This window comes from Paraburkholderia monticola (genome assembly GCF_001580545.1).
Classification (GTDB): domain Bacteria; phylum Pseudomonadota; class Gammaproteobacteria; order Burkholderiales; family Burkholderiaceae; genus Paraburkholderia; species Paraburkholderia monticola.
On the sequence record NZ_LRBG01000003.1, the window covers coordinates 268,927 to 295,012 of the forward strand.

At 63.8% G+C, this 26,086-nt stretch carries 24 protein-coding genes and 1 tRNA gene; 12 read left to right on the plus strand and 13 right to left on the minus strand.

The features are described from left to right. Nucleotides 1–40 precede the first annotated feature (40 nt). Both CI15_RS04635 and CI15_RS04640 read left to right on the plus strand, forming a co-directional pair. Nucleotides 41–979, plus strand: a complete 939-nt coding sequence (locus tag CI15_RS04635; protein WP_062124759.1) for a carbohydrate kinase family protein — start codon at nucleotides 41–43, stop codon at nucleotides 977–979. A 25-nt stretch (nucleotides 980–1,004) separates the two neighbouring features. Beyond that, a complete protein-coding gene (locus CI15_RS04640; protein ID WP_062124761.1) occupies nucleotides 1,005–1,481 on the plus strand; it encodes an outer membrane lipoprotein in 477 nt (158 codons plus the stop codon). Nucleotides 1,482–1,709: 228 nt separating this feature from the next. Here the strand turns inward: CI15_RS04640 and CI15_RS04645 are convergent, their stop codons facing one another. The 7 genes from CI15_RS04645 to CI15_RS04670 all read right to left on the minus strand — a co-directional run bounded on the left by CI15_RS04645 (nucleotide 1,710) and on the right by CI15_RS04670 (nucleotide 9,996). After that, entirely contained in the window at nucleotides 1,710–2,333 is a 624-nt protein-coding gene (locus tag CI15_RS04645) for a histone H1-like DNA-binding protein (RefSeq protein ID WP_062124763.1), read from the minus strand. A gap of 29 nt (nucleotides 2,334–2,362) precedes the next feature. Next, nucleotides 2,363–2,680: a hypothetical protein gene (locus CI15_RS35140; RefSeq protein ID WP_075643652.1), complete on the minus strand. Its 318-nt coding sequence runs from the start codon at nucleotides 2,678–2,680 to the stop codon at nucleotides 2,363–2,365. Between the two features lie 87 nt (nucleotides 2,681–2,767). Beyond that, nucleotides 2,768–4,003: a ribonucleotide-diphosphate reductase subunit beta gene (locus tag CI15_RS04650; RefSeq protein ID WP_062124765.1), complete on the minus strand. Its 1,236-nt coding sequence runs from the start codon at nucleotides 4,001–4,003 to the stop codon at nucleotides 2,768–2,770. 603 nt (nucleotides 4,004–4,606) lie between these two features. Further along, nucleotides 4,607–7,624, minus strand: coding sequence for a ribonucleoside-diphosphate reductase subunit alpha (locus CI15_RS04655; protein WP_062124766.1), 3,018 nt, complete (start codon nucleotides 7,622–7,624; stop codon nucleotides 4,607–4,609). A gap of 533 nt (nucleotides 7,625–8,157) precedes the next feature. Continuing rightward, nucleotides 8,158–8,754 (minus strand): 1,6-anhydro-N-acetylmuramyl-L-alanine amidase AmpD, encoded by a 597-nt coding sequence (gene ampD / locus CI15_RS04660; protein WP_062124768.1) that lies wholly within the window; start codon nucleotides 8,752–8,754, stop codon nucleotides 8,158–8,160. Beyond that, on the minus strand, nucleotides 8,751–9,059 hold the full coding sequence (locus CI15_RS04665) for a PP0621 family protein (RefSeq protein ID WP_062124769.1): 309 nt from the start codon (nucleotides 9,057–9,059) through the stop codon (nucleotides 8,751–8,753). The genes ampD and CI15_RS04665 overlap by 4 nt, the downstream gene beginning before the upstream one ends. A gap of 10 nt (nucleotides 9,060–9,069) precedes the next feature. Further along, a complete protein-coding gene (locus CI15_RS04670) occupies nucleotides 9,070–9,996 on the minus strand; it encodes a cytochrome C assembly family protein (RefSeq protein WP_062124771.1) in 927 nt (308 codons plus the stop codon). 81 nt (nucleotides 9,997–10,077) lie between these two features. Here CI15_RS04670 and ffh point away from each other — a divergent pair, with 81 nt between their 5' ends. Together ffh and CI15_RS04680 are read left to right on the plus strand one after the other, a co-directional pair. Continuing rightward, entirely contained in the window at nucleotides 10,078–11,445 is a 1,368-nt protein-coding gene (gene ffh / locus CI15_RS04675) for a signal recognition particle protein (RefSeq protein WP_062124773.1), read from the plus strand. A gap of 158 nt (nucleotides 11,446–11,603) precedes the next feature. Continuing rightward, a complete protein-coding gene (locus CI15_RS04680; protein WP_062124775.1) occupies nucleotides 11,604–12,155 on the plus strand; it encodes a hypoxanthine-guanine phosphoribosyltransferase in 552 nt (183 codons plus the stop codon). 97 nt (nucleotides 12,156–12,252) lie between these two features. Here the strand turns inward: CI15_RS04680 and CI15_RS04685 are convergent, their stop codons facing one another. Together CI15_RS04685 and CI15_RS04690 are read right to left on the minus strand one after the other, a co-directional pair. Next, nucleotides 12,253–12,852, minus strand: a complete 600-nt coding sequence (locus CI15_RS04685; protein WP_062124777.1) for a MarC family protein — start codon at nucleotides 12,850–12,852, stop codon at nucleotides 12,253–12,255. Nucleotides 12,853–12,864: 12 nt separating this feature from the next. Continuing rightward, nucleotides 12,865–14,601: a proline--tRNA ligase gene (locus CI15_RS04690; protein ID WP_062124778.1), complete on the minus strand. Its 1,737-nt coding sequence runs from the start codon at nucleotides 14,599–14,601 to the stop codon at nucleotides 12,865–12,867. A gap of 302 nt (nucleotides 14,602–14,903) precedes the next feature. Between CI15_RS04690 and CI15_RS04695 the strand changes: the two genes are divergently transcribed. After that, entirely contained in the window at nucleotides 14,904–15,662 is a 759-nt protein-coding gene (locus CI15_RS04695; RefSeq protein ID WP_062124780.1) for an RNA pyrophosphohydrolase, read from the plus strand. 76 nt (nucleotides 15,663–15,738) lie between these two features. After that, nucleotides 15,739–16,296, plus strand: a complete 558-nt coding sequence (locus CI15_RS04700; protein WP_062124782.1) for a CNP1-like family protein — start codon at nucleotides 15,739–15,741, stop codon at nucleotides 16,294–16,296. A 133-nt stretch (nucleotides 16,297–16,429) separates the two neighbouring features. On the opposite strand, the gene proB is transcribed toward CI15_RS04700, so the two are convergent. The 4 genes from proB to rplU form a co-directional block, all read right to left on the minus strand. Next, nucleotides 16,430–17,548, minus strand: coding sequence for a glutamate 5-kinase (proB, locus tag CI15_RS04705; protein ID WP_062124783.1), 1,119 nt, complete (start codon nucleotides 17,546–17,548; stop codon nucleotides 16,430–16,432). A gap of 69 nt (nucleotides 17,549–17,617) precedes the next feature. Then, on the minus strand, nucleotides 17,618–18,739 hold the full coding sequence (gene cgtA, locus CI15_RS04710) for an Obg family GTPase CgtA (protein ID WP_062124785.1): 1,122 nt from the start codon (nucleotides 18,737–18,739) through the stop codon (nucleotides 17,618–17,620). A 231-nt stretch (nucleotides 18,740–18,970) separates the two neighbouring features. Continuing rightward, nucleotides 18,971–19,231: a 50S ribosomal protein L27 gene (gene rpmA, locus CI15_RS04715; protein ID WP_008923994.1), complete on the minus strand. Its 261-nt coding sequence runs from the start codon at nucleotides 19,229–19,231 to the stop codon at nucleotides 18,971–18,973. A 25-nt stretch (nucleotides 19,232–19,256) separates the two neighbouring features. Then, the gene (rplU, locus tag CI15_RS04720) at nucleotides 19,257–19,568 is read right to left on the minus strand and encodes a 50S ribosomal protein L21 (protein ID WP_007180329.1); all 312 of its coding nucleotides are present in this window, start codon (nucleotides 19,566–19,568) and stop codon (nucleotides 19,257–19,259) included. A 282-nt stretch (nucleotides 19,569–19,850) separates the two neighbouring features. Between rplU and CI15_RS04725 the strand changes: the two genes are divergently transcribed. From CI15_RS04725 to CI15_RS04750, 6 genes are all read left to right on the plus strand, one after another. Then, nucleotides 19,851–20,843 carry a polyprenyl synthetase family protein gene (locus tag CI15_RS04725; protein ID WP_062124787.1) on the plus strand — a complete coding sequence of 331 codons (993 nt, stop codon included), beginning with the start codon at nucleotides 19,851–19,853 and terminating at the stop codon, nucleotides 20,841–20,843. A 49-nt stretch (nucleotides 20,844–20,892) separates the two neighbouring features. After that, nucleotides 20,893–20,969 (plus strand) — tRNA-Pro (locus CI15_RS04730). Between the two features lie 210 nt (nucleotides 20,970–21,179). Beyond that, the gene (locus tag CI15_RS04735; RefSeq protein WP_075643653.1) at nucleotides 21,180–22,478 is read left to right on the plus strand and encodes an HlyC/CorC family transporter; all 1,299 of its coding nucleotides are present in this window, start codon (nucleotides 21,180–21,182) and stop codon (nucleotides 22,476–22,478) included. Nucleotides 22,479–22,624: 146 nt separating this feature from the next. Continuing rightward, on the plus strand, nucleotides 22,625–23,881 hold the full coding sequence (locus CI15_RS04740; protein WP_062124790.1) for a GspE/PulE family protein: 1,257 nt from the start codon (nucleotides 22,625–22,627) through the stop codon (nucleotides 23,879–23,881). Next, on the plus strand, nucleotides 23,878–25,116 hold the full coding sequence (locus tag CI15_RS04745) for a type II secretion system F family protein (RefSeq protein WP_062124792.1): 1,239 nt from the start codon (nucleotides 23,878–23,880) through the stop codon (nucleotides 25,114–25,116). Before CI15_RS04740 ends, CI15_RS04745 begins: the two co-directional genes overlap by 4 nt. 27 nt (nucleotides 25,117–25,143) lie before the next feature. Next, nucleotides 25,144–26,085: a prepilin peptidase gene (locus CI15_RS04750; RefSeq protein ID WP_062124794.1), complete on the plus strand. Its 942-nt coding sequence runs from the start codon at nucleotides 25,144–25,146 to the stop codon at nucleotides 26,083–26,085. Nucleotide 26,086 lies beyond the last annotated feature (1 nt).

Genomic DNA, 26,086 nt, shown 5'->3' on the forward strand with positions numbered 1-26,086 from the left:
TCGCGTCTCTTCCCACCGCATTCATACAGGAACGCTCGCCTTGGCTACGCTCATCTGCGGCTCGCTCGCGTACGACAACATCATGACCTTCGAAGGCCGCTTTCGGGAGCACATCCTGCCGGAGCAGGTCCACATCCTGAACGTGAGCTTCCTCGTGCCGACCATGCGTCGCGAGTTCGGCGGCTGCGCGGGCAACATCGCCTATGCGCTGAATCTGCTCGGCGGCAACGCGCGCATCATGGGCGCGATCGGCGCCGTCGACGCGCAGCTCTATCTGGACCGGCTCGCGCAGCTCGGCCTGTCGACGGAAAACGTGCTCGTCGTGCCGGACACCTACTCGGCCCAGGCGATGATCACGACCGATCTCGAGAACAACCAGATCACCGCGTTCCATCCGGGCGCGATGATGCAGTCGCACCTGAACCGCGCTGACGAAGTGAAAGGCTTGACGCTCGGCATCGTCGCGCCGGACGGCTACGACGGCATGGTTCAACACTCCGAACAGCTTGCCGCCGCGGGCGTGCCATTCATCTTCGATCCGGGCCAGGGTTTGCCGCTGTTCGACGGCGAGACGCTGCGGCGCGTCATTGAACTTGCCACCTATGTTGCGGTCAACGATTACGAAGCCAGGCTGGTGAGCAACAAGACCGGCTGGTCGATCGAACAGATCGCCAGCAAGGTCGACGCGTTGATCATCACGCTCGGCGAGAAGGGTGCACAGATCCATCACGGCGGCGGTATCGAAGAGATTCCGGCTGTCACGGCCAGGCAAGTGCTCGATCCCACCGGCTGCGGCGACGCGTTTCGCGGCGGCTTGCTCTACGGTATCGAGAACGGCCTTGGCTGGGCCACCACCGGCCGTCTCGCCAGCCTGATGGGGGCACTGAAGATCGAGCATCAAGGCCCGCAAAACTACGCGCCCAGCCGGGCGGAAATCAACGAGCGGTTCAAGCAGGCCTTCGGATACGACCTGCCCTGATATCGCGAGCCATGGGAGTTTGGGAATGAGAACAACGAGTCGCCTGATCGTCGCCACCTTGATCGCGGGTTCCCTGGCCATGTCGGGGTGTGCGGTCAACAGCAGCTCTCCCGACGTTTTCACCGCGTCGCAGGCGCAGCGTGAGCAAACGGTTCGCATGGCCACGGTCGATAGCGTGCGCGCGGTGCGGATCAGCACGAACAACGGTCAGCCGAGTGGCCTCGGCGCCGCCGGCGGTGCGGCGCTCGGCGCGCTCGCCGGCAGTTCGATCGGCGGCGGACGCGGCTCCGTCGCGACGGGGATCGTCGGCGGCATCGGCGGTGCGGTCGCCGGCAATGCGGTCGAAAACCGCGTCGCCATGCGCGACGGAATCGAAATCACCGTGCGGCTCGACAACGGCGACATGCGCGCAATCACCCAAACCGCCACCGGCGAGATCTTCCGCGCCGGCGATCGCGTGAGGCTGCTGTCGAGCGGCGGCGTCACGCGCGTCACGCACTAAGCGCACTTCCCCTTCGCGCGGCCGCGCACGGTTCAGCGCCGCGACGACGACATCACACGCATGCGCCCTCACGGGTCCATGCGTGTTTTTTCTTTCAGGACACCGGGCAAAAAAAATCCCGCCACCGGCACACCGGTAACGGGACATTGACCGGGTGGCACTCGCGAGAACGCGAGCACCACCCGGTCATCCGACACATCCTGCGACGTGTCGACGTACTGCTACTGCTTACGGACGGCTGCCCGTCGGGAACGGCCATGCCGCTGCCGGGTTCAGCGCGGTCTTCACCGTCGCCGCCGGTGCGCTCGAGACAGCAGGCGCAGCGGGAGCAGGCGCAGCCTTCTTGGCGACAGCCTTCTTCGCAGGGGCAGCCTTCTTCGCAGGCGCAGCGGCCTTCTTCGCGGCAGCCTTCTTGGCAGGTGCAGCTTTCTTGGCTGCAGCCTTTTTCGCAGGCGCCGCCTTCTTGGCCGCTGTCTTCTTCGCTGCGGCCTTCTTCGCCGGTGCTGCCTTCTTCGCCGCGACCTTCTTGGCTGCAACCTTCTTCGCTGCGACCTTCTTCGCTGCGACCTTCTTCACCGCGGCTTTCTTCGCCGGTGCTGCCTTCTTCGCTGCGACCTTCTTGGCTGCGACCTTCTTCGCTGCAACCTTCTTCGCCGCGACCTTCTTCACAGCGGCTTTCTTCGCCGGTGCTGCCTTCTTCGCCGCAACCTTCTTCGCAGCAACCTTCTTCACTGCGACCTTCTTGGCGGCGACCTTCTTGGCCGGTGCGGCTTTCTTAGCCGGAGCAGCCTTCTTGGCAGCGGTCTTCTTTGCTGCGGGCTTCTTGGCCGCGGCTTTCTTTGCAGTTGCCATCATTTTCTCCTTCAGGTTTTCAGATGAGGTCAGTTCAAACTACACCCTTCGTCAAAACCCGCTTCCCGCGGACGCTTCTCAGGGCGCGCGCTACGAAGCGGGCTATTCATCGGCGTACGCTGGTGCAACGCGCTTACGCTAATGAATGCGGTAAGGCGCGCCGTGCCCGAAGGCACCGCGCGCCAAATCTGGTCGGCGTCGCAGGGCGACGCCGGCAATTGCTTGATCGGGCCGCCGGCAACGACGCCGGCGGCTTTTTCCGGGGGGAAGTTTGCCCATCCCACTGAAGGGTCCGCAAAGTGCCTGTCATGTTTGTGGGCCGTCAAGGCACCGGGCACGCTTTGCATCAGGCCGTTCTGCTCCTAACCCGGGGCGCCGCGGCCACAGGCGGCGGCATCCCCATCAATGAAACCATCCGCGATACGAATCCCGGCTTACTCCCAGGAAAGCGCACCGCCAGTCTGATATTCGATGACTCGCGTCTCGAAGAAATTGCGTTCCTTCTTCAGGTCGATCATCTCGCTCATCCACGGGAACGGGTTTTCCTCGTTCGGGTAGAGCGGATCGAGACCGATCTGCTGGCAACGGCGATTGCAGATGAAGCGCAGATAGCTCTTGAACATCGACGCGTTGAGGCCGAGCACCCCGCGCGGCATCGTATCTTCGGCGTAGCGATATTCGAGCTCGACCGCCTGCTGGAAGATCGCGCGGATTTCGGCGCGGAACTCAGCCGTCCACAGGTGCGGGTTTTCGAGTTTGATCTGGTTGATCAGGTCGATGCCGAAGTTGCAGTGCATCGACTCGTCGCGCAGGATGTACTGGTACTGCTCCGCCGCGCCGGTCATCTTGTTCTGGCGGCCGAGCGCCAGGATTTGGGTAAAGCCGACGTAGAAGAACAGGCCCTCCATCACACAGGCGAACACGATCAGCGAGCGCAGCAGCGTCTGGTCTGCTTCGAGCGTGCCGGTCTTGAAGGCCGGATCGGTCAGCACGTGGATGTACGGAATCAGGAATTCGTCTTTCGCGCGGATCGACGGGACCTCGTGATACGCGTTGAAGATTTCGCCCTCGTCGAGACCGAGCGACTCGACGATGTACTGGTAAGCGTGCGTGTGGATCGCCTCTTCGAACGCCTGACGCAGCAGGAACTGGCGGCATTCGGGCGCCGTGATGTGGCGGTAGGTGCCCAGCACGATGTTGTTGGCGGCGAGCGAGTCGGCCGTCACGAAGAAGCCCAGGTTGCGCTTGACGACGCGGCGCTCGTCCTCGGTCAGCCCGTTCGGGTCTTTCCACAGGGCGATGTCGCGCGACATGTTCACTTCCTGCGGCATCCAGTGGTTGGCGCAACCGGCCAGATACTTTTCCCACGCCCACTTGTACTTGAACGGCACCAGCTGATTGACGTCAGTCTGGCCGTTGATGATGCGCTTGTCGGCGACATTGACCCGCGCTTCGGAAGCGGCCGCCGCGTTGGCAACCGCGTTGCCAGCATGAGCGACGGGAGCGACAGCGATGTCGTTCGCGAAGACTTCTTGAGCGGAGGGAGCATGAGGAGCGGAACGCGTTCCGATTTGCGAACCCACAACCGACCCCGCAGCGTTGCGCAACACATCCGGTTGCGTCGCGCTCGAGGGAGTTACGGCAGCGATCTCGTCATCCCAGTTGAGCATAAATGTCACCATCAATTTAGAACGGTTTGTACCATCTTTTCACGAGCGATAAAAGAGTCCACTCGCGAAAATTCCTGTTTTCGATTCGCGTTGCTACGTTCATACAACACTTTGTTCGACATGCTGTGTGTGATGCGTCGAGTGACACGCGATGAACGCGTGTTGAACATGTGTTGTCGTGATGCTTCGCGAACTCGAAGAGCAACGTTTCGACACGACGTTTCGTTGCTCTATCTATATGTATTGCGCAGTGCGTTGGCGGCATCCGTTGACCGATCGATGCCGCGGGAGCTGCTCATCGCGAGAGTCGGCGTTGCCGGGTGAAGTGCGATGTCATGTCGGGCGATGCTTGCGGCGCTTGATCCTGATCGAGCCGCTTGCTTCGTCGGGTGTTGCCAACTGCCTGACCGACTGCTGTGCTGCCTTGCTGCATCGACGAGCGGTGAGATCTCGATACTGCCCACCGCCCATCGACCTGCTTCTACTTCGCTTCTACTTCGCTTCTACTTCATTGACGAGGCGCGTTGCTCGCCGCATGCGGGTCATCACCTACGACTACCTCGCGTGCTGTTAGCAAGCAACGCTCCCGCTGCTTGCCGCTGCTTACTGGCAAGCCTCGCACTCGTCGAAGCCAGGATCGCCCGGACGCATCATGCACACCGGACCATCCGCTTCGGGCGCCGCTTCGACTGCGACTGCGACCGCGGCAGTCGCCGCAGCCGCTGCCGCAGCCTGGAAGCCGCCGCTCACGCCACCCGCCGCACCACCGCCCACGCCGAAGCCACCTGCCGCGCCGCCTGCGCCACCCGAGCCGTCATGACCCGAGCTCACCGCGTTCAACGCGCCGTGCGCGACCGTCGACTTCTCGACGTGCGTCGCCGCCATCGTGCGCAGGTAGTAGGTGGTCTTCAGACCGCGCAGCCAGGCGAGCTTGTAGATCTCGTCGAGCTTCTTGCCCGATGCGCCCGCCATGTAGATGTTCAGCGACTGCGCCTGGTCGATCCACTTCTGACGACGCGAGGCCGCTTCGACGAGCCACGTCGGATCGACTTCGAACGCGGTCGCGTAGATCGCGCGCAGGTCGGCCGGGATGCGGTCGATGCGCGACAGCGTGCCGTCGAAGTACTTCAGGTCGGCGACCATCACTTCGTCCCACAGACCGCGTGCCTTCAGGTCGCGCACCAGGTAGTCGTTGACCACCGTGAATTCGCCCGACAGGTTCGACTTCACGTACAGGTTCTGATAGGTCGGCTCGATGCATGCCGACACGCCGATGATGTTCGAGATCGTCGCGGTCGGCGCGATCGCCACGCAGTTCGAGTTGCGCATGCCGTAGGTCGAGATGCGCGAGCGCAGCGTCGCCCAGTCCATCGACTCGCTCGAATCGACTTCGACGTAGCCGCCGCGCGCGTCGGCCAGCAGCTTCACCGAGTCTTGCGGGAGGATGCCGCGATCCCACAGCGAGCCGCGGTAGCTCGAGTAGCGGCCGCGCTCTTCGGCGAGCTCGGTCGACGCGTAGTACGCGTAGTAGCAAACCGCTTCCATCGAGCGATCGGCGAACTCGACCGCTTCCTGCGACGCGTACGGCGTGCGCAGCACGTGCAGGCAGTCCTGGAAGCCCATGATGCCGAGGCCGACCGGACGGTGCTTCAGGTTCGAGTTACGCGCCTTGGCGACCGCGTAGTAGTTGATGTCGATCACGTTGTCGAGCATGCGCATCGCAACGCTGATCGTGCGCTTGAGCTTGTCGTGGTCGAGCGCGAGCGTGCCGTCGGCCTGCTCCTTCAGGTGCGCGACGAGGTTCACCGAGCCGAGGTTACAAACGGCGATTTCGGCGTCGCTCGTGTTCAGCGTGATTTCCGTGCACAGGTTCGACGAGTGGACGACGCCGACGTGCTGCTGCGGCGAGCGCACGTTGCACGGATCCTTGAACGTGATCCACGGATGGCCGGTTTCGAACAGCATGCCCAGCATCTTGCGCCACAGCTGCGCCGCCGGAAGCTTCTTGAACAGCTTGATCTCGCCGCGCGCGACCTTGTCTTCGTAAGCCGTGTAAGCCGTTTCGAACTCCGCGCCGAACTTGTCGTGCAGATCCGGGCACGTGGACGGCGAGAACAGCGTCCAGTCGCCGCCTTCCATCACGCGCTTCATGAACAGGTCGGGAATCCAGTTCGCCGTGTTCATGTCGTGCGTGCGACGACGGTCGTCGCCGGTGTTCTTGCGCAGCTCGAGGAACTCCTCGATGTCGAGGTGCCACGATTCGAGGTACGCGCACACCGCGCCCTTGCGCTTGCCGCCCTGGTTCACGGCGACCGCCGTGTCATTGACGACCTTCAGGAACGGCACGACGCCTTGCGACTTGCCGTTGGTGCCCTTGATGTGCGAGCCGAGCGCGCGCACGCGCGTCCAGTCGTTGCCGAGGCCGCCGGCGAACTTCGACAGCAGCGCGTTTTCCTTCAGCGCTTCGTAGATGCCGTCGAGGTCGTCGTCGACCGTGGTCAGGTAGCACGACGACAGCTGCGAGCGATGCGTGCCCGAGTTGAACAGCGTCGGCGTCGAGCTCATGAAGTCGAAGCTCGACAGGATGTTGTAGAACTCGATGGCGCGCGCTTCGCGGTCGATCTCGTTCAGCGACAGGCCCATCGCGACACGCATAAAGAATGCCTGCGGCATTTCGATACGTACGCCGTCGTGATGCAGGAAGTAGCGGTCATACAGCGTCTGCAGACCGAGGTAGCCGAACTGCAGGTCGCGGTTCGCGTCGAGCGCGGCGCCGAGACGCTTCAGGTCGAACTGCTGGAGCTTGTCGTCGAGCAGGCCGGCGCCGATGCCGCGCTTGATGAACTGCGGGAAGTACTCGGCATAGCGCTCGCCCATTTCGGCTTGCGTGACTTCTTCTTCGAGGATCTCGCGGCGGATCGTGTGCAGCAGGATGCGCGCGGTGGCCTGGCTGTAGGCCGGGTCCTTTTCGATCATCGTGCGGGCAGCGAGGATGGCCGAGTCGTAGACCTGGCTCATCGGCACGCCGTCGTACAGGTTCTTCACCGTTTCCGCGACGATCGGCTCGGCGCTCACCGCGTCGCCGAGGTTCGCGCACGCGGACTCGATGATGCCGCGCAGCGCGGCCATATCCAGCGGACGCGTGATGCCGTTGTCGGTCACGTTCAGGCCCGGCGTGCTGGCGGCCTCGGCATGCTCGTCATGCGCGCGCGCCTGGTTGCGCTTCTCGCGATACAGCACGTAAGCACGCGCGACGTTGTGCTCACCGCCGCGCATCAGCGCGAGCTCGACCTGATCCTGAATGTCTTCGATATGGAACGTGCCGCCGTTCGGACGGCTGCGCACCAGTGCGCGCACCACGTTCTGCGTGAGTTGCTCGACCAGTTCGCGCACGCGCGCCGACGCCGCACCCTGACCACCGTTGACGGCGAGGAACGCCTTCGTCACGGCGATCGCGATTTTCGACGGCTCGAACGACACCACGCTACCGTTGCGGCGGATCACCTTGTAGTCGGCGTAGTTCGCTTGCGGCGCGAGCGCCTGGGCGCCTTCAGTCTGGCCGAACGCCTGGCCAGTCGGTGAGCCCTCGTACCGGGTCGTCACGTTGTCGGTGGTTTGCATGTGCAAAGCTCCTGGTCTTGGAAATGGCGGCGAGTGCCGCGGATTAAAACGAACGCCGCGCCGCCGCGTGCGCGAGCGATGAGGTGCAGGAAGGCCGGCCAGGCCGGTTGGCGGGATGCAACTGCGAGGAAGCCTGGTTCGATTTGATGTCGGTCTTCATCGGGTCGGTCGCGATCACTGGCTGGTCCTTTCCTGAATGCTTCTGGATGCGGCCGGAGATCCCCCACCGACCGCGCCCCAGGAATTTTTTTCGCTGCCTGGAATGCTTGCGGCGCCGTGCTCGGGGAGCGGGGCGCCGCAGACTTATTCACTGCTTTTCACCTGGTTATGCACATGGTTATTCACAGCACAACACAAGATATAGTGCACAACTCAGCTTTCGGCACCAAGTATAGTGGAGATTCGAGACAGGTCAAACCGTTTTATTTTGCTGCCGGAGTCTTGACTTCTGGCTTACGCGGCGCGTGCAAGCTCCCCGGAGAAGTAGGCTGCGCCTCGTTCTCTGCGAATCACGCAAGGTTGTGCGAAGACGATTACCGCGTTTCGGAAAACTTGAGATAGGGGAAATACCGACCGTCGAGCGACGTGTCGCGTTGCAGTCGCGGCCATTCGAAATGTGGACCGGGATCGGTCTTGCGACCGGGCGCGATGTCGGAGTGTCCGGCGAGCGCGTCGATCGGATAGTGCGCCTTCAGTGCGCTCACGAGCGCGGCGAGCGTGCGGTATTGCGCCGCTTCGAAGGCGGTGGTGTCGCTGCCTTCGAGCTCGATCCCGATCGAGAAATCATTGCAGCGCTCGCGGCCGAAAAAATTCGACGGCCCCGCGTGCCACGCGCGCTCGTTGCACGACACGAACTGCTCGAGTGCGCCGTCGCGATGGATCACGAAATGCGCGGACACGCGCACGCCGCGCAGATGCGTGTCGTAGTACGGGTGAGCGTCGCAGTCGAGGGTGTTCTGGAACAGCTCGGCAATCGCAGTGCCGCCGAACTCGTTCGGCGGCAGGCTGATGTTGTGAACGACGATCAGCGTTGGCAGCGCGCCTGGCGGCCGTGCTTCGAAGTTGGGCGACGGGAGCTTGCGTGCGGCGGCAACCCAACCGCCGGCAGCGACGGTGAACGCGTCGCTCATCGGGCGTCGCGCCCGGTCGGACGTGCGCCGTGGCGCTGCGCGTGCGCGGCGCAGCAGAACGTCTGCCCCGCCACACTCACCGAGTCGCTCTTCGGCGCATGCACGCCGCACTCGAGGCAGCGAATCATCGGCTCGGCAAGCTGCGGCTGTCCGCTCGGGGAACCCGCGCCACCTTGCGCGGCACCGGCACCGTTTGCGCCACGGGCACCGGTGCGCTGCGCGCTTTGCGCGTCGTGGCGGCGCAGCGCCTTCACGAGCCATTGACCGACGATGAACAGCAGGATCAGCAAAAAGATTTGTCGCATGGAGACACGCTCACACTACAGGCCGGTGCAACAGCACCTCGAAAACAAAACGGCTGCCGACGTACGCGAGCAACAGCGCGACGAACGACGCCAGCACCCAGCGCAATGCCGCACGGCCGCGCCAGCCGGACACCTTGCGCGCGGTCAGCAGCGCGCCGAACATGACCCACGAAAGAATCGCGAAGACGGTCTTGTGATCGAGGCGCAGCGCGCGGTCGATCAGCTGCTCGCTGAACAGGATGCCCGACAGAAGCGTCAGCGTGAGCAGCACGAAGCCGGCGCCGATCAGACGGAACAGCAGCTTCTCGAGCGTGAGCAGCGGCGGCAGCGTATCGAGCCAGCTCGACCACCAGCCGTTGCCCGCCGCCGCGTGCCGCTGCGCGAGACCGCCGCGGCGCATCGCATGCAAACGCCGCTCGATCGCCAGCATCAGCACCGCGTGCAGCGCCGCGATCGCGAACAGTCCGTAGGCGATGTTCGCGATCAGGAAGTGCAGCTTGAACATCGGCGCGGCCGCATAGGGCAATACGCGCACGCCGCCGAACGCGAGCGGCAGCAGCGACGCGAAGCACGCGAGCGGCAACACCAGCAGCCGCAAGCCGTCGAGTGGGAAAAAGAAACTCTCGATCCAGTAGATGCCGGCGCCGAGCCAGAACATCGCCGACAGCGCGAACGCGAAGCCGAACACCATCGCGTTCTGCGGGAAGATGGTGGTGTGCAGCAGCACGCCGTGAGCGAGCAGCGCGACGAACAGCAGCGCGCGGCCGGGCGCGCTCATGCCGGTGGCCACCGACGCGCCCGCGCTCGCGGCATGATCGGGCAGCGGCGGCACGCTCTCGAGCAGCGGGCGCACGGCCGCGTGCCGATGCGAGCGCCAGCCGGCCACGGCGAGGCCGCCGTAGAGAAGCGCAGTGAGGGCATACAGTACAATATCCATATTCGAAGTTTACACTAGGCCCCTACTCCGCGACGTCTCGCGCGTCGTGCGCTGCGCGGGCCCCACCGTTCATCGCTCCCCATGCTCGACAATCTGACTCAACGGATGGCGCGCGTCGTCAAGACGCTGCGCGGCGAAGCCCGGCTCACCGAGGCGAACACTCAGGAAATGCTGCGCGAAGTGCGCCTCGCACTGCTCGAGGCCGACGTGGCGCTGCCCGTCGTGCGCGAGTTCATCGCAAAGGTGAAGGAGAAGGCGCTCGGCGAGGAAGTCATCTCCAGCCTATCGCCGGGTCAGGCGCTCGTCGGCGTCGTGCAGCGCGAGCTGACCGCCGTGATCGGCGGCGACTACGAAGGCAAGGCCTCCGAGCTCAATCTCGCCGTCACGCCGCCCGCGGTCATCCTGATGGCGGGTCTGCAGGGCGCCGGTAAAACGACCACGGTCGGCAAGCTCGCGAAGCTGTTGCGCGAGAAGTACAAGAAGAAGGTGCTGACCGTTTCGTGCGACGTCTATCGTCCCGCCGCGATCGCACAGCTGAAAACGGTGACCGAGCAGGTCGGCGCGGACTTCTTCCCGTCGGAGGCGAACCAGAAGCCGGTCGACATCGCGCGCGCCGCCGTCGACTGGGCGAAGCGCCACTACCACGACGTGCTGCTCGTCGACACGGCCGGCCGTCTCGGTATCGACGAAGCGATGATGCAGGAAATCGCCGCGCTGCATGCCGAGCTGAAGCCGGCGGAAACGCTGTTCGTCGTCGACGCGATGCTCGGCCAGGATGCGGTCAATACCGCGAAGGCGTTCAGCGACGCGCTGCCGCTCACCGGTGTCGTGCTCACCAAGCTCGACGGTGATTCGCGCGGTGGCGCGGCGCTGTCGGTGCGTCACGTGACGGGCAAGCCGGTCAAGTTCGTGGGTGTCGCCGAGAAACTCGATGGCCTCGAAGTGTTCCACCCGGACCGCATGGCGAGCCGGATTCTCGGCATGGGCGATATCCTCGCGCTCGTCGAGGAAGCGCAGCGCGGCGTCGACGTTCAGGCCGCGCAGAAACTCGCCGACAAGGTCAAGAAAGGCGGCGACTTCGACCTCAACGATTTTCGCGCGCAGCTTACACAGATGAAGGGCATGGGCGGCCTGTCCTCGCTGATGGACAAGCTGCCCGCGCAGTTCCAGCAGGCCGCGGCCGGCGCCGACATGAGCCAGGCCGAGAAGCAGATGCGCCGCATGGAAGGCATCATCAACTCGATGACACCGGCCGAGCGCGCCAAGCCCGAACTGATCAAGGCGACCCGCAAGCGCCGCATCGCCGCGGGTGCGGGCGTGCAGGTGCAGGAAGTCAACCGCATGCTGAACCAGTACGAGCAGATGCGCACGATGATGAAGAAGCTCAAGGGCGGCAACCTGCAGAAGATGATGCGTGGCATGAAGGGCATGATGCCCGGCATGCGCTAAGCTTGATGGGAACGGCGCGCGCCCGCGTCGATGCGCGGCGCGGCTGACTTCGGCAACGTGCGGGTTTATTCTGTAGCGCATTGCCTCGTCCCTCGCCGGAACGCCCCTCGGGATGTTCCCACCCACACTATGTATACAGTTACCGTCCGTCAGACGTCATGAACCGCGAAGAAGCCCTCCATATTTTTCAACACTCCGAAGAGATCGTTTCGGCCGCTGACGTCAATGCGTCGATCGCCGGCATGGCGGCCGCCATCCGCGACGAGATGAGCGAGGACTTCCCGCTCGTGTTGTCGGTGATGGGTGGCGCCGCGGTGTTCACCGGCATGCTGCTGCCGCACCTCGATTTCCCGCTCGAGTTCGACTACATCCACCTGACGCGCTACCGCAACACGACCCAGGGCAGCAACGAGATGCAATGGCGCGTCGCGCCGGCCGAGTCGGTCAAGGATCGCGTGGTGCTCGTGCTCGACGACATCCTCGACGAAGGCGAGACGATGGCCGCGATCCGCGACCGCATCCTCGCGATGGGCGCGAAGCGGTTCCTGTCGGCGGTACTGTGCGAGAAGATCATCCAGAAGGCGAAGCCACTGCGCCCCGATTACTGCGGTTTCGAAGTGCCGGACCGGTATGTGTTTGGCTGCGGGATGGACGCGAAGGGCTACTGGCGCAACCTGCCGACCATCCGGGCATTGACCGAGGGTGCGTGAGCGGCGCATCCGCCCGCATACCGGCGAAAAAAAAGCAGCCTGCATGGCTGCTTTTTTTATGGCTGCGACCGTAGCAATTCGCGCACCCGCTCCGGCGTCACAGCTTGTGCACGAAAGAGCGGATTCCGCCGAGCATCATCTCGACTGAAATCGCGACCAGCACGAGCCCCATCAACCGCTCGAACGCCGTCATCACCCGTTCGCCGAGCCATGCCTGAATGCGCTCGGCGAGCATCAGCACGATCGCGCAGATGACCATGGTGACGGTCAGCGCGCCGACCCACTCGTACATCTTGCCGGGCGCCTGCGAGGTCAACAGCATGACCGTTGCAAGCGCCGACGGGCCCGCCAGCGCCGGAATCGCCAGCGGCACGATCAGCGGCTCGCCGCCGCGCGCGTCGCCGCCGAACGGACCGTCGGGATGCGGAAACACCATGCGCAGCGCGATCAGAAACAGCACGATGCCGCCGCCGATGCGTAACGACTGGTCACTCAGGCTCATCATGCGCAGAAAGCCCTGCCCGAACACCATGAACACCAGCAGGATCGCAAACGCGATCGCGACCTCGCGAAAGATCACGATCGTGCGACGCTCCGGCGCCACCCCCTTCAGACAGCTGATGAAGATCGGGATGTTGCCGAGCGGATCGGTGATCAGGATCAGCAGCACGGTCGCGGACAGGAAGGTGTACTCCACAGCCCGCTCCGCTTATTTTGCGAGTGCCGCGCGCACTTTTTCGACGACGGTCTGCGCGGCGTCCTCGACCGGCAGCAGCGTCGCTTCGGTGTCGCGGCGGCCCTGATACTCGAGCTTGCCGTCCTTCAGACCGCGATCGCCGATCACCAGTCGATGCGGCACGCCGATCAGCTCCCAGTCGGCGAACATCACGCCCGGACGCTCGCCGCGGTCGTCGAGGATCACGTCGATACCGGCCGCGACGAGCTCCGCGTACAGCTTGTCGGCCTGCTCACGCACCGCGTCGCTGCGGTCATAGCCCATCGGGCACAGCACGACCTCGAACGGCGCGATCGACTCGGGCCAGATGATGCCCTTGTCGTCGAAATTCTGTTCGATCGCGGCGCCGAGAATACGCGTGACGCCGATGCCGTAGCAGCCCATTTCCATCGGCCGCGGCTTGCCGGTTTCGTCGAGGCAGGTCGCGTTCATCGCTTCGGAGTACTTGGTGCCGAGCTGGAACACGTGGCCCACCTCGATGCCGCGGCAGATGTCGAGCACGCCCTTTCCGTCCGGCGACGGATCGCCCTTCTTCACGTTGCGGATGTCGGCGACGACCGGCTCCGGCAGGTCGCGGCCCCAATTGACGCCGGTGATGTGATAGTCGACCTCGTTCGCGCCGACCACGAAATCGCTCATGTTCGCGACCGTGCTGTCCGCGACCACCTTGACCGGCTTCTTCGTGCCGATCGGACCGAGATAGCCCGGCGGCGTGCCGAACGTCTCGATGATCTCGGCTTCGGTCGCCATGCGGAAATTGGCGAGGCCGGGGAGCTTGGCCGCCTTGATCTCGTTCAGATCATGATCGCCGCGCAGCATCAGCAGCCAGATGGTCGGCTCGGCGCCTTCGTTCTCGGTGGCGAGCACGACCGACTTGATCGTGCGTGCGAGCGGAATGTTCAGCAGTTCGGCAACCGCCTCGCACTTCGCCTTGCCGGGCGTCGCGGTTTTCTTGATGTCTTCTGCCGGTGCCGCGCGCTGGGCGATCAGCGGCAGCGCTTCGGCTGCCTCGACGTTCGCGGCAAAACCCGAGGTCGGGCAATACGCGATGTCGTCTTCGCCGGTCTCCGCGATCACGTGGAACTCATGCGACCCGCTGCCGCCGATCGAGCCGTTGTCGGCCGCCACCGCGCGGAAGTCCAGACCAAGGCGCGTGAAGATGCGCACGTACGCGTCGTACATCTTGCGATACGACTCGCGCAGACCTTCCGCGTCCTTGTCGAACGAGTACGCGTCTTTCATGATGAACTCGCGGCCGCGCATCACGCCGAAACGCGGACGGATCTCGTCGCGGAACTTCGTCTGGATCTGATAGAAGTTGACCGGCAGTTGACGATAGCTCTTGATCTGGTTGCGCGCGATGTCGGTGACGACTTCCTCGTGCGTCGGGCCCATCACGAAGTCGGCCTGCTTGCGGTCCTCGAAGCGCAGCAGCTCGGGACCGTACTTCTCCCAGCGGCCCGATTCCTGCCACAGCTCGGCCGGCTGAACGGCCGGCATCAGCAGTTCGATCCCGCCTGCCCGGTTCATTTCCTCGCGCACGATCGCTTCCACCTTGCGAATCGAGCGCAGGCCGATCGGCAGGTAGTTATAGATACCGCCCGCGACGCGACGGATCATGCCCGCGCGCACCATGAGCTTGTGGCTGATGATTTCGGCGTCGGCGGGCGCTTCTTTGAGGGTGCCGATAAAGAAACGGGAGGCTTTCATTCAAAGTGTCCAAAAGCGGCGGCTTCCGGGAGGACCGCCAGAAAAGGTGAAAACATGGGGAAAATCGGCACAGATCCGCGACCAGGCCGGCACGGTTCGCCCGACCGACGACGCGTTGTCCCTGCGCGGCGCCGAAACCGCCGCGCACAGCATCTCGCAAGGGATAGGGCACGGAAAAACCGACAGGCTACCGCAAACCCGGGCCTGTTGCGGCGAATCGGTCCATTCTTATGCGATTCGGTGCGTCGGGTCCGTTATCTGTTTATAATCAAAGCAATTTTAAAGGATTCGAAGGTGGTTGTATGCTGGATCGTGAAGGCTTTCGCCCGAACGTCGGCATCATCCTCTTGAACGCGCACAACGAGGTGTTTTGGGGCAAACGGCTCCGTGAACATTCCTGGCAGTTTCCGCAAGGGGGCATCAAATATGGTGAGACCCCCGTGCAAGCGATGTATCGGGAGTTACACGAAGAGACCGGGCTGCTTCCTGAGCACGTCAAGGTGATCGGTCGCACGCGCGACTGGTTGCGTTATGAGGTGCCTGACAAGTTCATCAAGCGCGAAGTACGCGGTCACTACCGCGGCCAGAAACAAATCTGGTTTTTGCTCCGGATGGTAGGACGCGACTGTGACATCTGTCTGCGCGCAACCGACCACCCCGAGTTCGATGCGTGGCGTTGGAACGAGTACTGGGTGCCGCTCGACTGTGTGATCGAGTTCAAGCGGGATGTGTATCAGTTGGCGCTGACGGAGCTGTCCCGTTTCATGCGCCGGCCTGCGCCGCGTGCGGAAAAACCTGGCGGGCATCATGGGTCACGTTATCCCCGGATAGCGTCCTCGATGCAAAGCCCGCCGGATTCCACGGTAAGCTCGGCGGTCACTACCGTCACTACCGTCACTACCGTGAGTTCGGTCAGCGTCGAAACATCGACGCGTGTGCTGATCGTGCCAGATTGCGGTCCCGGCTCACGGGACGCGAGCATGAGACCGGAGCGCGAGCGCGAAACGGCCGAAGCCGATGACGCAGTCGCCCCGTTAGTCCAACGAGGCGCGCGCGATTGACCATACCGGGCGGCGGCCCACGCCGCCTCTCTCTGGCGCGGCTTTCGGGCCGCGTCCGTCTTTCGAGGGAATCATATTGAAAGCATTTGCACTCGCCGTGGCCTGCGTCGCCACCGGCGCCCTGCTGGCAGGCTGTTCGAGCGCCGGCAAACCGACCAACAAGGACGACAGCGCATTCACCTATCTGCTGGATCGCAAGAGCAACTGGGTTGAAAACAAGGTGGACACGTTACCGCCGCTGCCCACCGACGCGAACCTGCTGCCGTTCGAAGTCTCCGGCAATACGCCGCTGCATTTCGCGATCGACCCGAAGTCGGTCAGCGTCGGCACCGACGGCGTCGTGCGTTACACGGTAGTCGTGACGAGCCCGGGCGGCGCGCGCAACGTCAATTACGAGGGCATTCGCTGCGACACGTATGAATGGCGTCAGTATGCGGGTTTGAACGCCGATCACGACGGGTGGGATGCGACGGTCGCCAACCAGTTTTCGCGCATCGAGAACGGCGCGCTGAACGCGTACCAGGCCGCGCTGTATCAGGACTATATGTGCGCGAACAAGATTCCGACCGGCACCGCGCAGCACATCGTCGAGAACATCCGCTATAAGCGCACGCAGACGTCACAGATTCACTGAAGCCGTTTGCGCGGCGCGCGTCTGGTTCAGGCGCGTTGCTTGTGCATAACGATAAAAAAAGCCGTTCCAGCATGCGCTGGAACGGCTTTTTTGCTGGCTTTTATTGAGCGCGAGGTGCGCGCCGCCTGAAAGATCAAAGCAGCACGAGATTGTCGCGGTGAATCAGTTCCGGCTCGAGCATATAACCGAGAACCGACTCGATCTCGCCGCTCGGACGCCGCTGGATCAGCTTGGTTTCCGCGCTGCTGTAGTTCGTCAAACCACGTGCGATCTCACGCCCGGAGGCGCTCAGACACGCGATCACCTCGCCGCGCGCAAATGCGCCCTGCACGCCGACTATGCCGATTGGCAGCAGGCTCTTGCCGCCCGCGGTTAGCTTTTCCACCGCACCGTCGTCGATCACGACGTGGCCGCGCACCTGCAGGTGATCGGCCATCCACTGCTTGCGCGCCGCCATGCGAGCGGTACGCGCGATCAGCTGGGTGCCGATCGCCTCGCCCGCTGCGAGCCGCAGCAGCACGTCTGCTTCGCGCCCACTCGCGATCACTGTATCGGCGCCGCTGTGGGCCGCACGTTTGGCAGCAAGAATCTTGGTCAGCATGCCGCCGCGACCGAGGCTCGAGCCCGCGCCGCCCGCCATCGCCTCGAGTTCCGGAGCGCCGGCGTCGGCCTGCTGGACCAGCGTCGCGTTCGGGTCCTTGCGCGGATCGGCGGTGAAGAGACCTTGCTGGTCCGTCAGAATTATCAGCGCGTCACCTTCGATCAGATTGGCGACCAGCGCGCCGAGCGTGTCGTTGTCGCCGAACTTGATTTCGTCGGTAACGACCGTGTCGTTCTCGTTGATGATCGGTACGACGCCGAGCCGCAGCAGCGTGAGCAGCGTGGAGCGCGCGTTCAGATAGCGCTCGCGATCGGCAAGGTCGGCATGGGTAAGCAGGATCTGCGCAGTCTGGATCGAATGCTCCGCGAAACGGCTTTCGTACACCTGCGCGAGGCCCATCTGACCGACCGCCGCGGCCGCCTGCAATTCATCGATTTCGCGCGGCCGCTTCGTCCAGCCGAGCCGCTGCATGCCTTCGGCGATCGCGCCCGAGCTGACCAGCACCACCTCTTTGCCCTGCGCGCGCAGCGCGGCAATCTGCGCGGCCCAGCGGCCGATAGCCGCATGATCGAGGCCCCGCCCGTCGTTCGTGACGAGGCTCGAGCCGACTTTGACAACCAATCGCCGTGAATCTGCGATGACGGAACGCATTGTGCGCTGTCTCCCAAGATGACGCGTGATGCATGCCGGCACCCGCCGCTGGCGCCGACGCTCGAGTTGTTATTCCTGCGGATCGGTGCTGGCTTCACCGGTGCCGGACGGGACTTGCGTTCCTTCGCGGAAACGCACGTCGGAGGCGAGGTCTTCGGCTTCGGCCGCGCGTTGCGCTTCGGAATGCTCGGCGAGGTAGTCGAACACCGCGTAGCAAAGGTTTTCACAGCCCTGGCCGGTCAGCGCCGAGATCTCGAACACCGGACCATCCCAACCGAAACCTTCGAGGAAAGTCGCCACGCGCGCTTCGCGATCGTCTTCTGGCACCATGTCCAGCTTGTTCAGCACGAGCCAGCGGGGCTTCTGATAGAGCTCTTCGTCGTACTTGCGCAGCTCGTTGACGATGGCCTTCGCTTCCACGACAGGATCGATCGATTCGTCGAACGGCGCGATGTCGACGATATGCAGCAGCAGACCCGTGCGCTGCAAGTGCCGCAGGAACTGATGGCCGAGGCCAGCGCCTTCCGCCGCGCCTTCGATCAGCCCCGGAATGTCGGCGATCACGAAGCTGCGGCTCGGCCCGACGCGCACGACGCCAAGATTCGGCGCGAGCGTGGTGAACGGGTAATCGGCAATTTTCGGCTTTGCGTTCGACACCGACGAGATAAACGTCGACTTGCCGGCATTCGGCATGCCGAGCAGACCGACGTCGGCCAGCACTTTCAGCTCGAGGCGCACCATGCGGCGCTCGCCGGGCTTGCCGTCGGTCTTCTGACGCGGCGCGCGGTTCGTGCTGGACTTGAAATGCAGGTTGCCGAGACCGCCCGCGCCGCCCTGCGCGATCTGCACGCTCTGGTTGTGCTCGGTCAGATCGGCGATCAGTTCGCCGGTTTCCATATCCGTGATCGTGGTGCCGACCGGCATGCGCAGTGTGATGTCGTCGCCGCCCTTGCCGTAGCAGTCCGAGCCGCGGCCGTTTTCACCGTTGCGCGCCAAATGTTTTTTCGCGTAGCGGTAGTCGATCAGCGTGTTGATGTTGCGATCCGCGATTGCGATCACGCTGCCGCCCCGCCCGCCGTCACCGCCATCTGGGCCGCCGAACGGAACGAATTTCTCGCGGCGCATCGACGCGCTGCCATCCCCTCCGTCGCCGGCGATGACTTCAATCCTCGCTTCGTCAATGAACTTCATGCGTTACTCCGTCCCGTGGTGTACCCGATTCGATGCTGGGTTGATACTGATTGGATGCTGCTATTTTGCCGCGCGCGCCGCGCGTTGATCAATCGACCGAACGGCCTAGTCGCCGATGTTGAGCGCCCGGCTGCGCGTCTTCGACGCCATGCTAAAGAGGCGCCGCAATAAAAAAGGCCCCGCGAACTTCGCGGGGCCTTTTACGGTCCTGAAGCCCGTGCCTGATTAAACTCAGGCTGCCGGGACGACCGAAACGGTGTGCTTCTTCGCTGCGCCCTTCGTCGAGAACTGGACGTGGCCGTCCTTCAGCGCGAACAGGGTGTGATCCTTGCCCATGCCGACGTTCTCGCCAGCGTGCATGCGCGTACCGCGCTGACGCACGATGATGCCACCAGCGTTGATAGCCTGGCCGCCGTAAACCTTAACGCCGAGGCGTTTCGATTCCGAGTCGCGGCCGTTCCGGGACGATCCGCCTGCCTTTTTGTGTGCCATTTGATTTGCTCCTTAACCGGTGCGCTTACGCGTTGATCGCGTCGATGCGCAGTTCGGTATAGTTCTGGCGGTGGCCGCCATGCTTCTGGTAGTGCTTCCGGCGACGCATCTTGAAGATGGTCACTTTTGCGTGACGACCTTGCGACACGACGGTAGCCTTGACGGAAGCCCCACTGACCAGCGGCGTACCGAACTTAATCGATTCGCCTTCGCCCACTGCGAGAACCTGGTCGAGCGTGATTTCAGCGTCAATGTCTGCCGGTATCTGTTCTACTTTAAGTTTTTCGCCGACGGCAACTTTGTACTGCTTGCCACCGGTTTTTATGACCGCGTACATTGAGAACCTCACTCTGTATTCATTTTTCCCACGCACCGCGCGCGGAAACTCTAAATTATACATGGAGTTAGCTGCTCGGTCAAAACCTGCTTACCAAATCGTGTATCGCCCGGCTTCGCCTCTTTCGCTGCCCCTCGCGCGCGGTGACTAGCGCCCCGAGGGCCGTGCAGACGGCCTTGGCACGCGGCCTTGGCGCCTTGCCGAACCCATCGGCGCCGCAGCCGACGACCCGGAAGCGCCCCGATCGCCTTATAATTCGCGGCACTACCCAATTCAGCCATCATGTCGTCGACTGCCACTCCCTCCCCCAACGTCGCCAGCCTGCTTGCTCCGATCGCCGAAGACATGCAGCAGGTCAATCGCGTCATCCGGCAACGTCTCGCGTCGGACGTGATGCTGATCAACCAGATTTCCGAGTACATCATCAGTGCCGGCGGCAAGCGGCTGCGGCCCGCGCTGCTGTTGCTGGTGGCAGGCGCGCTGGGCGATACGACGGGGCACCGGCACGAGCTGGCCGCGGTCGTCGAATTCATCCACACGGCCACGCTGTTGCATGACGATGTGGTCGACGAATCCGACCTGCGGCGCGGCCGCCAGACCGCCAACGCGTTGTTTGGCAACGCGGCGAGCGTGCTGGTCGGCGATTTCCTTTACTCGCGCTCGTTCCAGATGATGGTCGGCGTGGGCAAGATGCGCGTGATGGAGATTCTGTCGGAGGCGACCAATATCATCTCCGAAGGTGAAGTGCTGCAGCTGTTGAACATGCACGATGCGGACGTCGACGAAGCCCGCTACATGCAGGTGATCCGCTACAAGACCGCCAAGCTGTTCGAGGCGGCCGCCCAGCTCGGCGCGGTGCTGGCCGGCGCGGACGCAAAAATCGAAGCCGCCGCCGCCGAATACGGCCGCCGCATCGGCACCGCGTTCCAGATCATGGACGACTGGCTCGACTACACGGGTACGGCGGAGTCGATGGGCAAGAACGCCGGCGACGATCTGCGCGAAGGCAAACCCACGCTGCCGCTCATCTATCTGATCGAACGCGGCACGCCCGAGCAGTCGGCGCTTGCGCGCGAGGCGATCGAGCAAGGCGGCACCGACCGCTTCGAGACGATTTTCGAGGCGATCACACGCTCAGGCGCGCTCGATCACACGCTCGAGTGCGCGAAGCAGGAGGCGCAGGCAGCTGCGGCGGCAATTTCTTCATTTCCCCATTCCATTTTCAAAGAGAGCCTGCTAGAATTATGTTCTTACTCGACGGCAAGACAGTCTTGAACGAGACTGAAACGCCGAGTTAGTCTGAATCGAGTCAGCAGTACCAAATCGGGGTGTAGCTTAGCCTGGTAGAGCGCTACGTTCGGGACGTAGAGGCCGGAGGTTCGAATCCTCTCACCCCGACCAGATTCTCCTTGTTAGCTCAAGGTTCAAAAACCGCCGCAGCATTGCTGGGCGGTTTTTTTGTTTTGTGCGGCGAATTTTCGCTGCTTCCTGCTGCGCGTCGCCCGTTTCTTCTTCGCTTGGCTCGTCAGCGACGGCGGCCCCCGTCCCCAGCGGAACGCGCAGTCCCCTCTGCTATATTCTCTCCATCCTTTCCCTTATTTTTCACGACGCGTGGAACAACTTCCCTTATGGGCGCAGATCGGCGCCGTCCTTCTGCTACTTGTCTGCTCCGCCTTTTTTTCCATTTCCGAGACAGCGATGATGGCGCTCAACCGTCATCGCCTCAAACATCTCGCCAGCAAGAACACGCTCGGCGCGAAAACCACCCAAGGCCTGCTCGCAAAAACCGACCAGTTGCTGAGCGTGATCCTGATCGGCAACAACCTGTTCAACACGATCATTCCGGTACTGACCACGTCGGTCGCATTGCACACGTTCGGCCGCAATAGCCTCGTGCTGTCTATCGCGACCGGTATTGTCGCGTTCCTCATTATCGTATTTGCGGAAATCACGCCGAAGATCGTCGGCGCGACGTTTCCCGAAAAAATCGCGCTGCCCGCGAGCCTGCTGATCGCCCCGCTGATGCGCGTCGCGAGACCGCTGATCTGGTTCGTCAATCTGTTCGCAACTGGCATCCTGCGCGTGCTCCATATCAATACGAAGGGCGCGCGCGACCAACGGCTATCCACCGAAGAACTGCGCACCATCGTGCTCGAGTCGGGCAGCTTCATGCCGACCAAGCACCGCAGCATCCTGCTGAACCTGTTCGACCTCGAGAACATCTCCGTCGATGACGTGATGATCCCGCGCCGCCGCATTGAGGCGCTCGACTTCGAAGCTCCATTCGAGCAGATCCTGCATCAACTGGAGACCTGCTATCACAACAAGCTGGTCGTCTACCAGGGCGACATCGACCGCGTACTCGGTGTGCTGCATGTGCGCAAGACGCTGTCGGCGCTGCACAACCAGGAGCTCGACCGCGACGCCTTGCGCGATCTGCTCACCGAGCCGTACTTCGTGCCGAGCGGCACACCGGTGTTCCAGCAGTTGCAATTCTTTCAGGAGAGCCGGCACCGCATCGCGCTCGTCGTCGACGAGTACGGCGAACTGCAGGGTCTTCTGACGCCGGAAGACATCATCGAGGAGTTGATCGGCGAATTCACCACGTCGATTCCGCGCGGCGCCAGTTCGCGCGGCGGCTGGAACGAGGCGGGCGAATGCATCGTCGCGGGCAGCATGCCGTTACGCGAGCTAAACCGCTGGCTGCAACTCGCGCTGCCAACCGATGGCCCCAAAACGCTCAACGGCCTGATTCTCGAGATTCTCGAAGACATCCCCGACGGCGACGTCTGCGTCCGCATCGGCGACATCAAGCTCGAAGTGATGCGCAGCGACGATCAGGCGATCCGCACGGTCAAGCTGTTCAAACCGCCGTCGCGCACCAAGGCGGGTAAAGCACGGTCCGGCTGAACTCCGCGCCGTCGCTAGCTGGTCACAGTCAGCATCGCACAGGCTCGCGATGCGCGCCATTAGCCGAATGGCCGAATGGCGTTCGGACGCCCGCAACCGGAAGATGAAGCCGTCATGTTCTACAGGCGGCTCATCACCGGTCTCTCATGCAAACACCCTTTGCCACCGCGGCGCCGTCGCCGCGTCCACTCGCTCTCGCCGGCGAAACCAGCGCAACGAGTCTGAACGATCCCGACAACGCTCCAGCCGTGCGTCTGTTGACCGACACATTGCACGAAGCGACGCGGCGCAATGCGTCGGATATCCACATCGAGCCGGCCGAGCATGGCTGGCGTGTGCGCCTGCGGATCGATGGCGTGCTGCACGAAATCCCGCGGCCGCCGGCGCATCTGCGCGACGCGTTCGTCACCCGTGTGAAAGTGCTGGCGCGTATGGACATCGCCGAGCGACGCGTACCGCAGGACGGCCGGCTTCGTCTCGCGACGTCGCCAGGACGGCTCGAGGACTACCGCGTCAATTCGCTGCCGACGCTGTTCGGCGAAAAGCTCGTGCTGCGCCGGCTCGACGCGCTGCCCGCCGATCTTTCACTCGATTCACTCGGCCTCGATCCGGCGCAGCGCGAAACCGTCGACGCCGCGATCCGCGCGCCGCATGGCCTGATGCTCGTCACCGGACCCACGGGCAGTGGCAAGACGCTGTCGCTGTACTGCTTCCTGAACCTGCTGAATGGCGAGGCGCGAAACCTCTGCTCGGTGGAAGACCCGGCCGAGATCCAACTGGCCGGCATCAATCAGGTCAGCGTGCGCGAAAAGGCCGGACTGACTTTTGCGGTCGCGCTGCGCGCGTTTCTGCGTCAGGACCCGGACGTGATCATGGTGGGAGAAATCCGCGACAACGAAACCGCCGACGTCGCCGTGAAGGCCGCGCAAACCGGGCACCTCGTGCTGTCCACGCTGCACACGAACGACGCGCCCGCCGCCATTGCCCGTCTGATCGATATCGGTGTCGAGCCATACAATCTTGCCGCGGCGCTGCGCATGGTGACCGCGCAGCGGCTGGTGCGGCGGCTGTGCGTCGCGTGCCGCGCACCCGCGCCGCATTCGGCGGCGGCGCTCAGGGCAGCAGGCTTCGGCGACCATGAACTCGACGGCTGGCAACCGTATGCGGCTACCGGCTGCGCGGGTTGCCACGGCATCGGCTATCGGGGGCGGGTCGGCATCCATCAGGTGATGCCCGTCTCCGACGCGATGCGTGAGCTGATCGTCGCAAGCGCGGGTGTGCATGAACTCGCACATCTCGCGCAGACCGAACGGGTTGCGACGTTACGCACCGCGGCGCTCGCACGTGTGCGCGACGGCACCACGAGTCTCGCCGAAGCGCTGGCCGCCACGGAGGTCGCATGAGTATCACCGCTCAGTCACCGACACGGCCCGTCGTGGCCGATCTGCGATTCAGATGGCGCGGCATCGACGCCGACGGCACGCGCCAGAGCGGCACGCTGATCGCGCCCGATGCGAGCGCCGCGCGCGCGATGCTCAAGCGCGACAACCTCTTTATCGTCGAACTCGCAACGCAAGGGCCGGCGCCACGGCCGAAAGCTCGCGCGGCCGATGTCACGCTATTCACCCGACAACTGTCCAGCCTGCTGCGTGCCGGTTTGCCGCTCGCGCCCGCGCTCGAACTACTCGCGCAGGCACCGACGCAGGGCCGGCGGCAAGGCATGCCGCGCATCGTGGACACTCTCGCACGCGACATCACCAGCGGCCTGCGCTTTTCGGCGGCCTTGCAGCGGCACCCGGCGCAGTTCAATGCGCTGTACTGCCAGCTCGTAGAAGTCGGCGAAGCGGCGGGCGCGCTCGTCACCGTGCTCGGCCGCCTCGCCGACGATCGCGAACGCGCCGCCGCGCAACGCGCGAAGGTGCGCGCGGCGCTCACCTATCCGGTCGCTATCCTGCTGCTCGCGATCGCGATTACCGCGGCGTTGCTGGTGTGGGTGGTGCCGACGTTCAAGCAGATCTTCGACGGCTTCGGCGCGAAACTGCCCGCGCCGACGCAGTTCGTGCTGGCGCTATCGGCAGGCGCCGCCCGCTGGAGCGTGCCACTCGTCGTGCTGATGATCGTCATCGGCTCCGCGGTCACGTTCGTGCTGCGCCGTTCGGCAAGCGCGCGCATCCGCTTCGCGCACGTGTCGCTCAACCTGCCGGTGGCCGGCCCGCTGCTGCGCACGCTGTGCGCGGCACGCTGGAGCCGCGCGCTTGGTACGCTGCTGGCAGCCGGCACGCCGCTCGCCGACGCGTTCGATTCGCTTAGCCAGGCAACCGGCAATGCCTTCTTCGATCGTGCGACCGCAAGCATCGCCGTGCGACTACGGCGCGGCGAACGGCTCGCCGCGGCGATGCACGCGGCGCACTGCTTTCCCCCCGAGATCGTGCAGCCGGTTGCGGTCGCCGAGGAATCCGGCGCGCTCGACAGCATGCTGCTCGATGTCGCGTCGCTTGCAGATCGCCAGGTCGACGACAGGATCGGCACACTATCGAGCCTGTGCGAGCCGCTCGTGATCGTCGTGCTTGGCACGTTGGTCGGCGGGCTCGTGATCGCGATGTATCTCCCCATTATTCAACTCGGCAACGTGGTGTAGCATCGCAGCCGAATCCACTGCCTCACTATGCAAGCTCCACTTCCGCTCGTGTCACAAACCTCCTCCAGCCTGCTCGCAGGTTTACTGCCAGGCCACTTTGCCAGCGATCTCGGCCTCGCGTTCGCCAGCCTTCCCGTCGGCGTTCAGATCGCTTTCGCGATCGTGTTCGGCCTCGTGATTGGCAGCTTCCTGAACGTGGTCGCGCATCGGCTGCCGATCATGCTCGAGCGCGCGTGGCGCGCCGAAATCAGCGAGGCCACCGACGAGCCGCAGCCCGAGGACGGATTGCCAGCGCGCTATAACCTGTGGGTGCCGCGCAGCGCCTGCCCGCATTGCGGACACGTGCTGAGCGCCTGGGAAAACTTGCCGGTGCTGAGCTACCTGCTGCTGCGCGGCCGTTGTTCCGCATGCGGCACGCACATCAGCCCGCGTTATCCGCTGCTCGAAATCGCGAGCGGCGCTTTCGCGGCAGGCTCGCTGATAGCGTTCGGCCCGACGCTGATGGCACTCGCCGCGTTCGGCCTGTGTGCAACGTTACTCGCGATGAGCGCAATCGACATCGACACGCATCTGCTGCCCGACTCCCTGACGCTGCCGCTGTTGTGGGCCGGGCTGATCGTCAATTTCAACGGCATGTTCACGAACCTGCACGATGCGGTGCTCGGCGCTATCTTCGGATATCTGGTGCTGTGGGCCGTGCATTGGGTATTCAAGCTCGTGCGCGGCATCGAAGGTATGGGTTATGGCGACTTCAAGCTGCTCGCGGCGCTCGGCGCGTGGCTCGGCTGGCCTGCGCTGCCTCAGATCGTGCTGATCGCGGCAGTGGCCGGTGCCGTGGTCGGCCTCGCGGCGACGTGGTTCGGCCGCATGCGTTTCGAGGAGCCGCTGCCGTTCGGGCCGTTTCTCGCGGCGGGCGGTGCGCTCACGCTGTTTGTCGGCACGCCGCTTTATCTGGCTCTGGGAGGCTGAA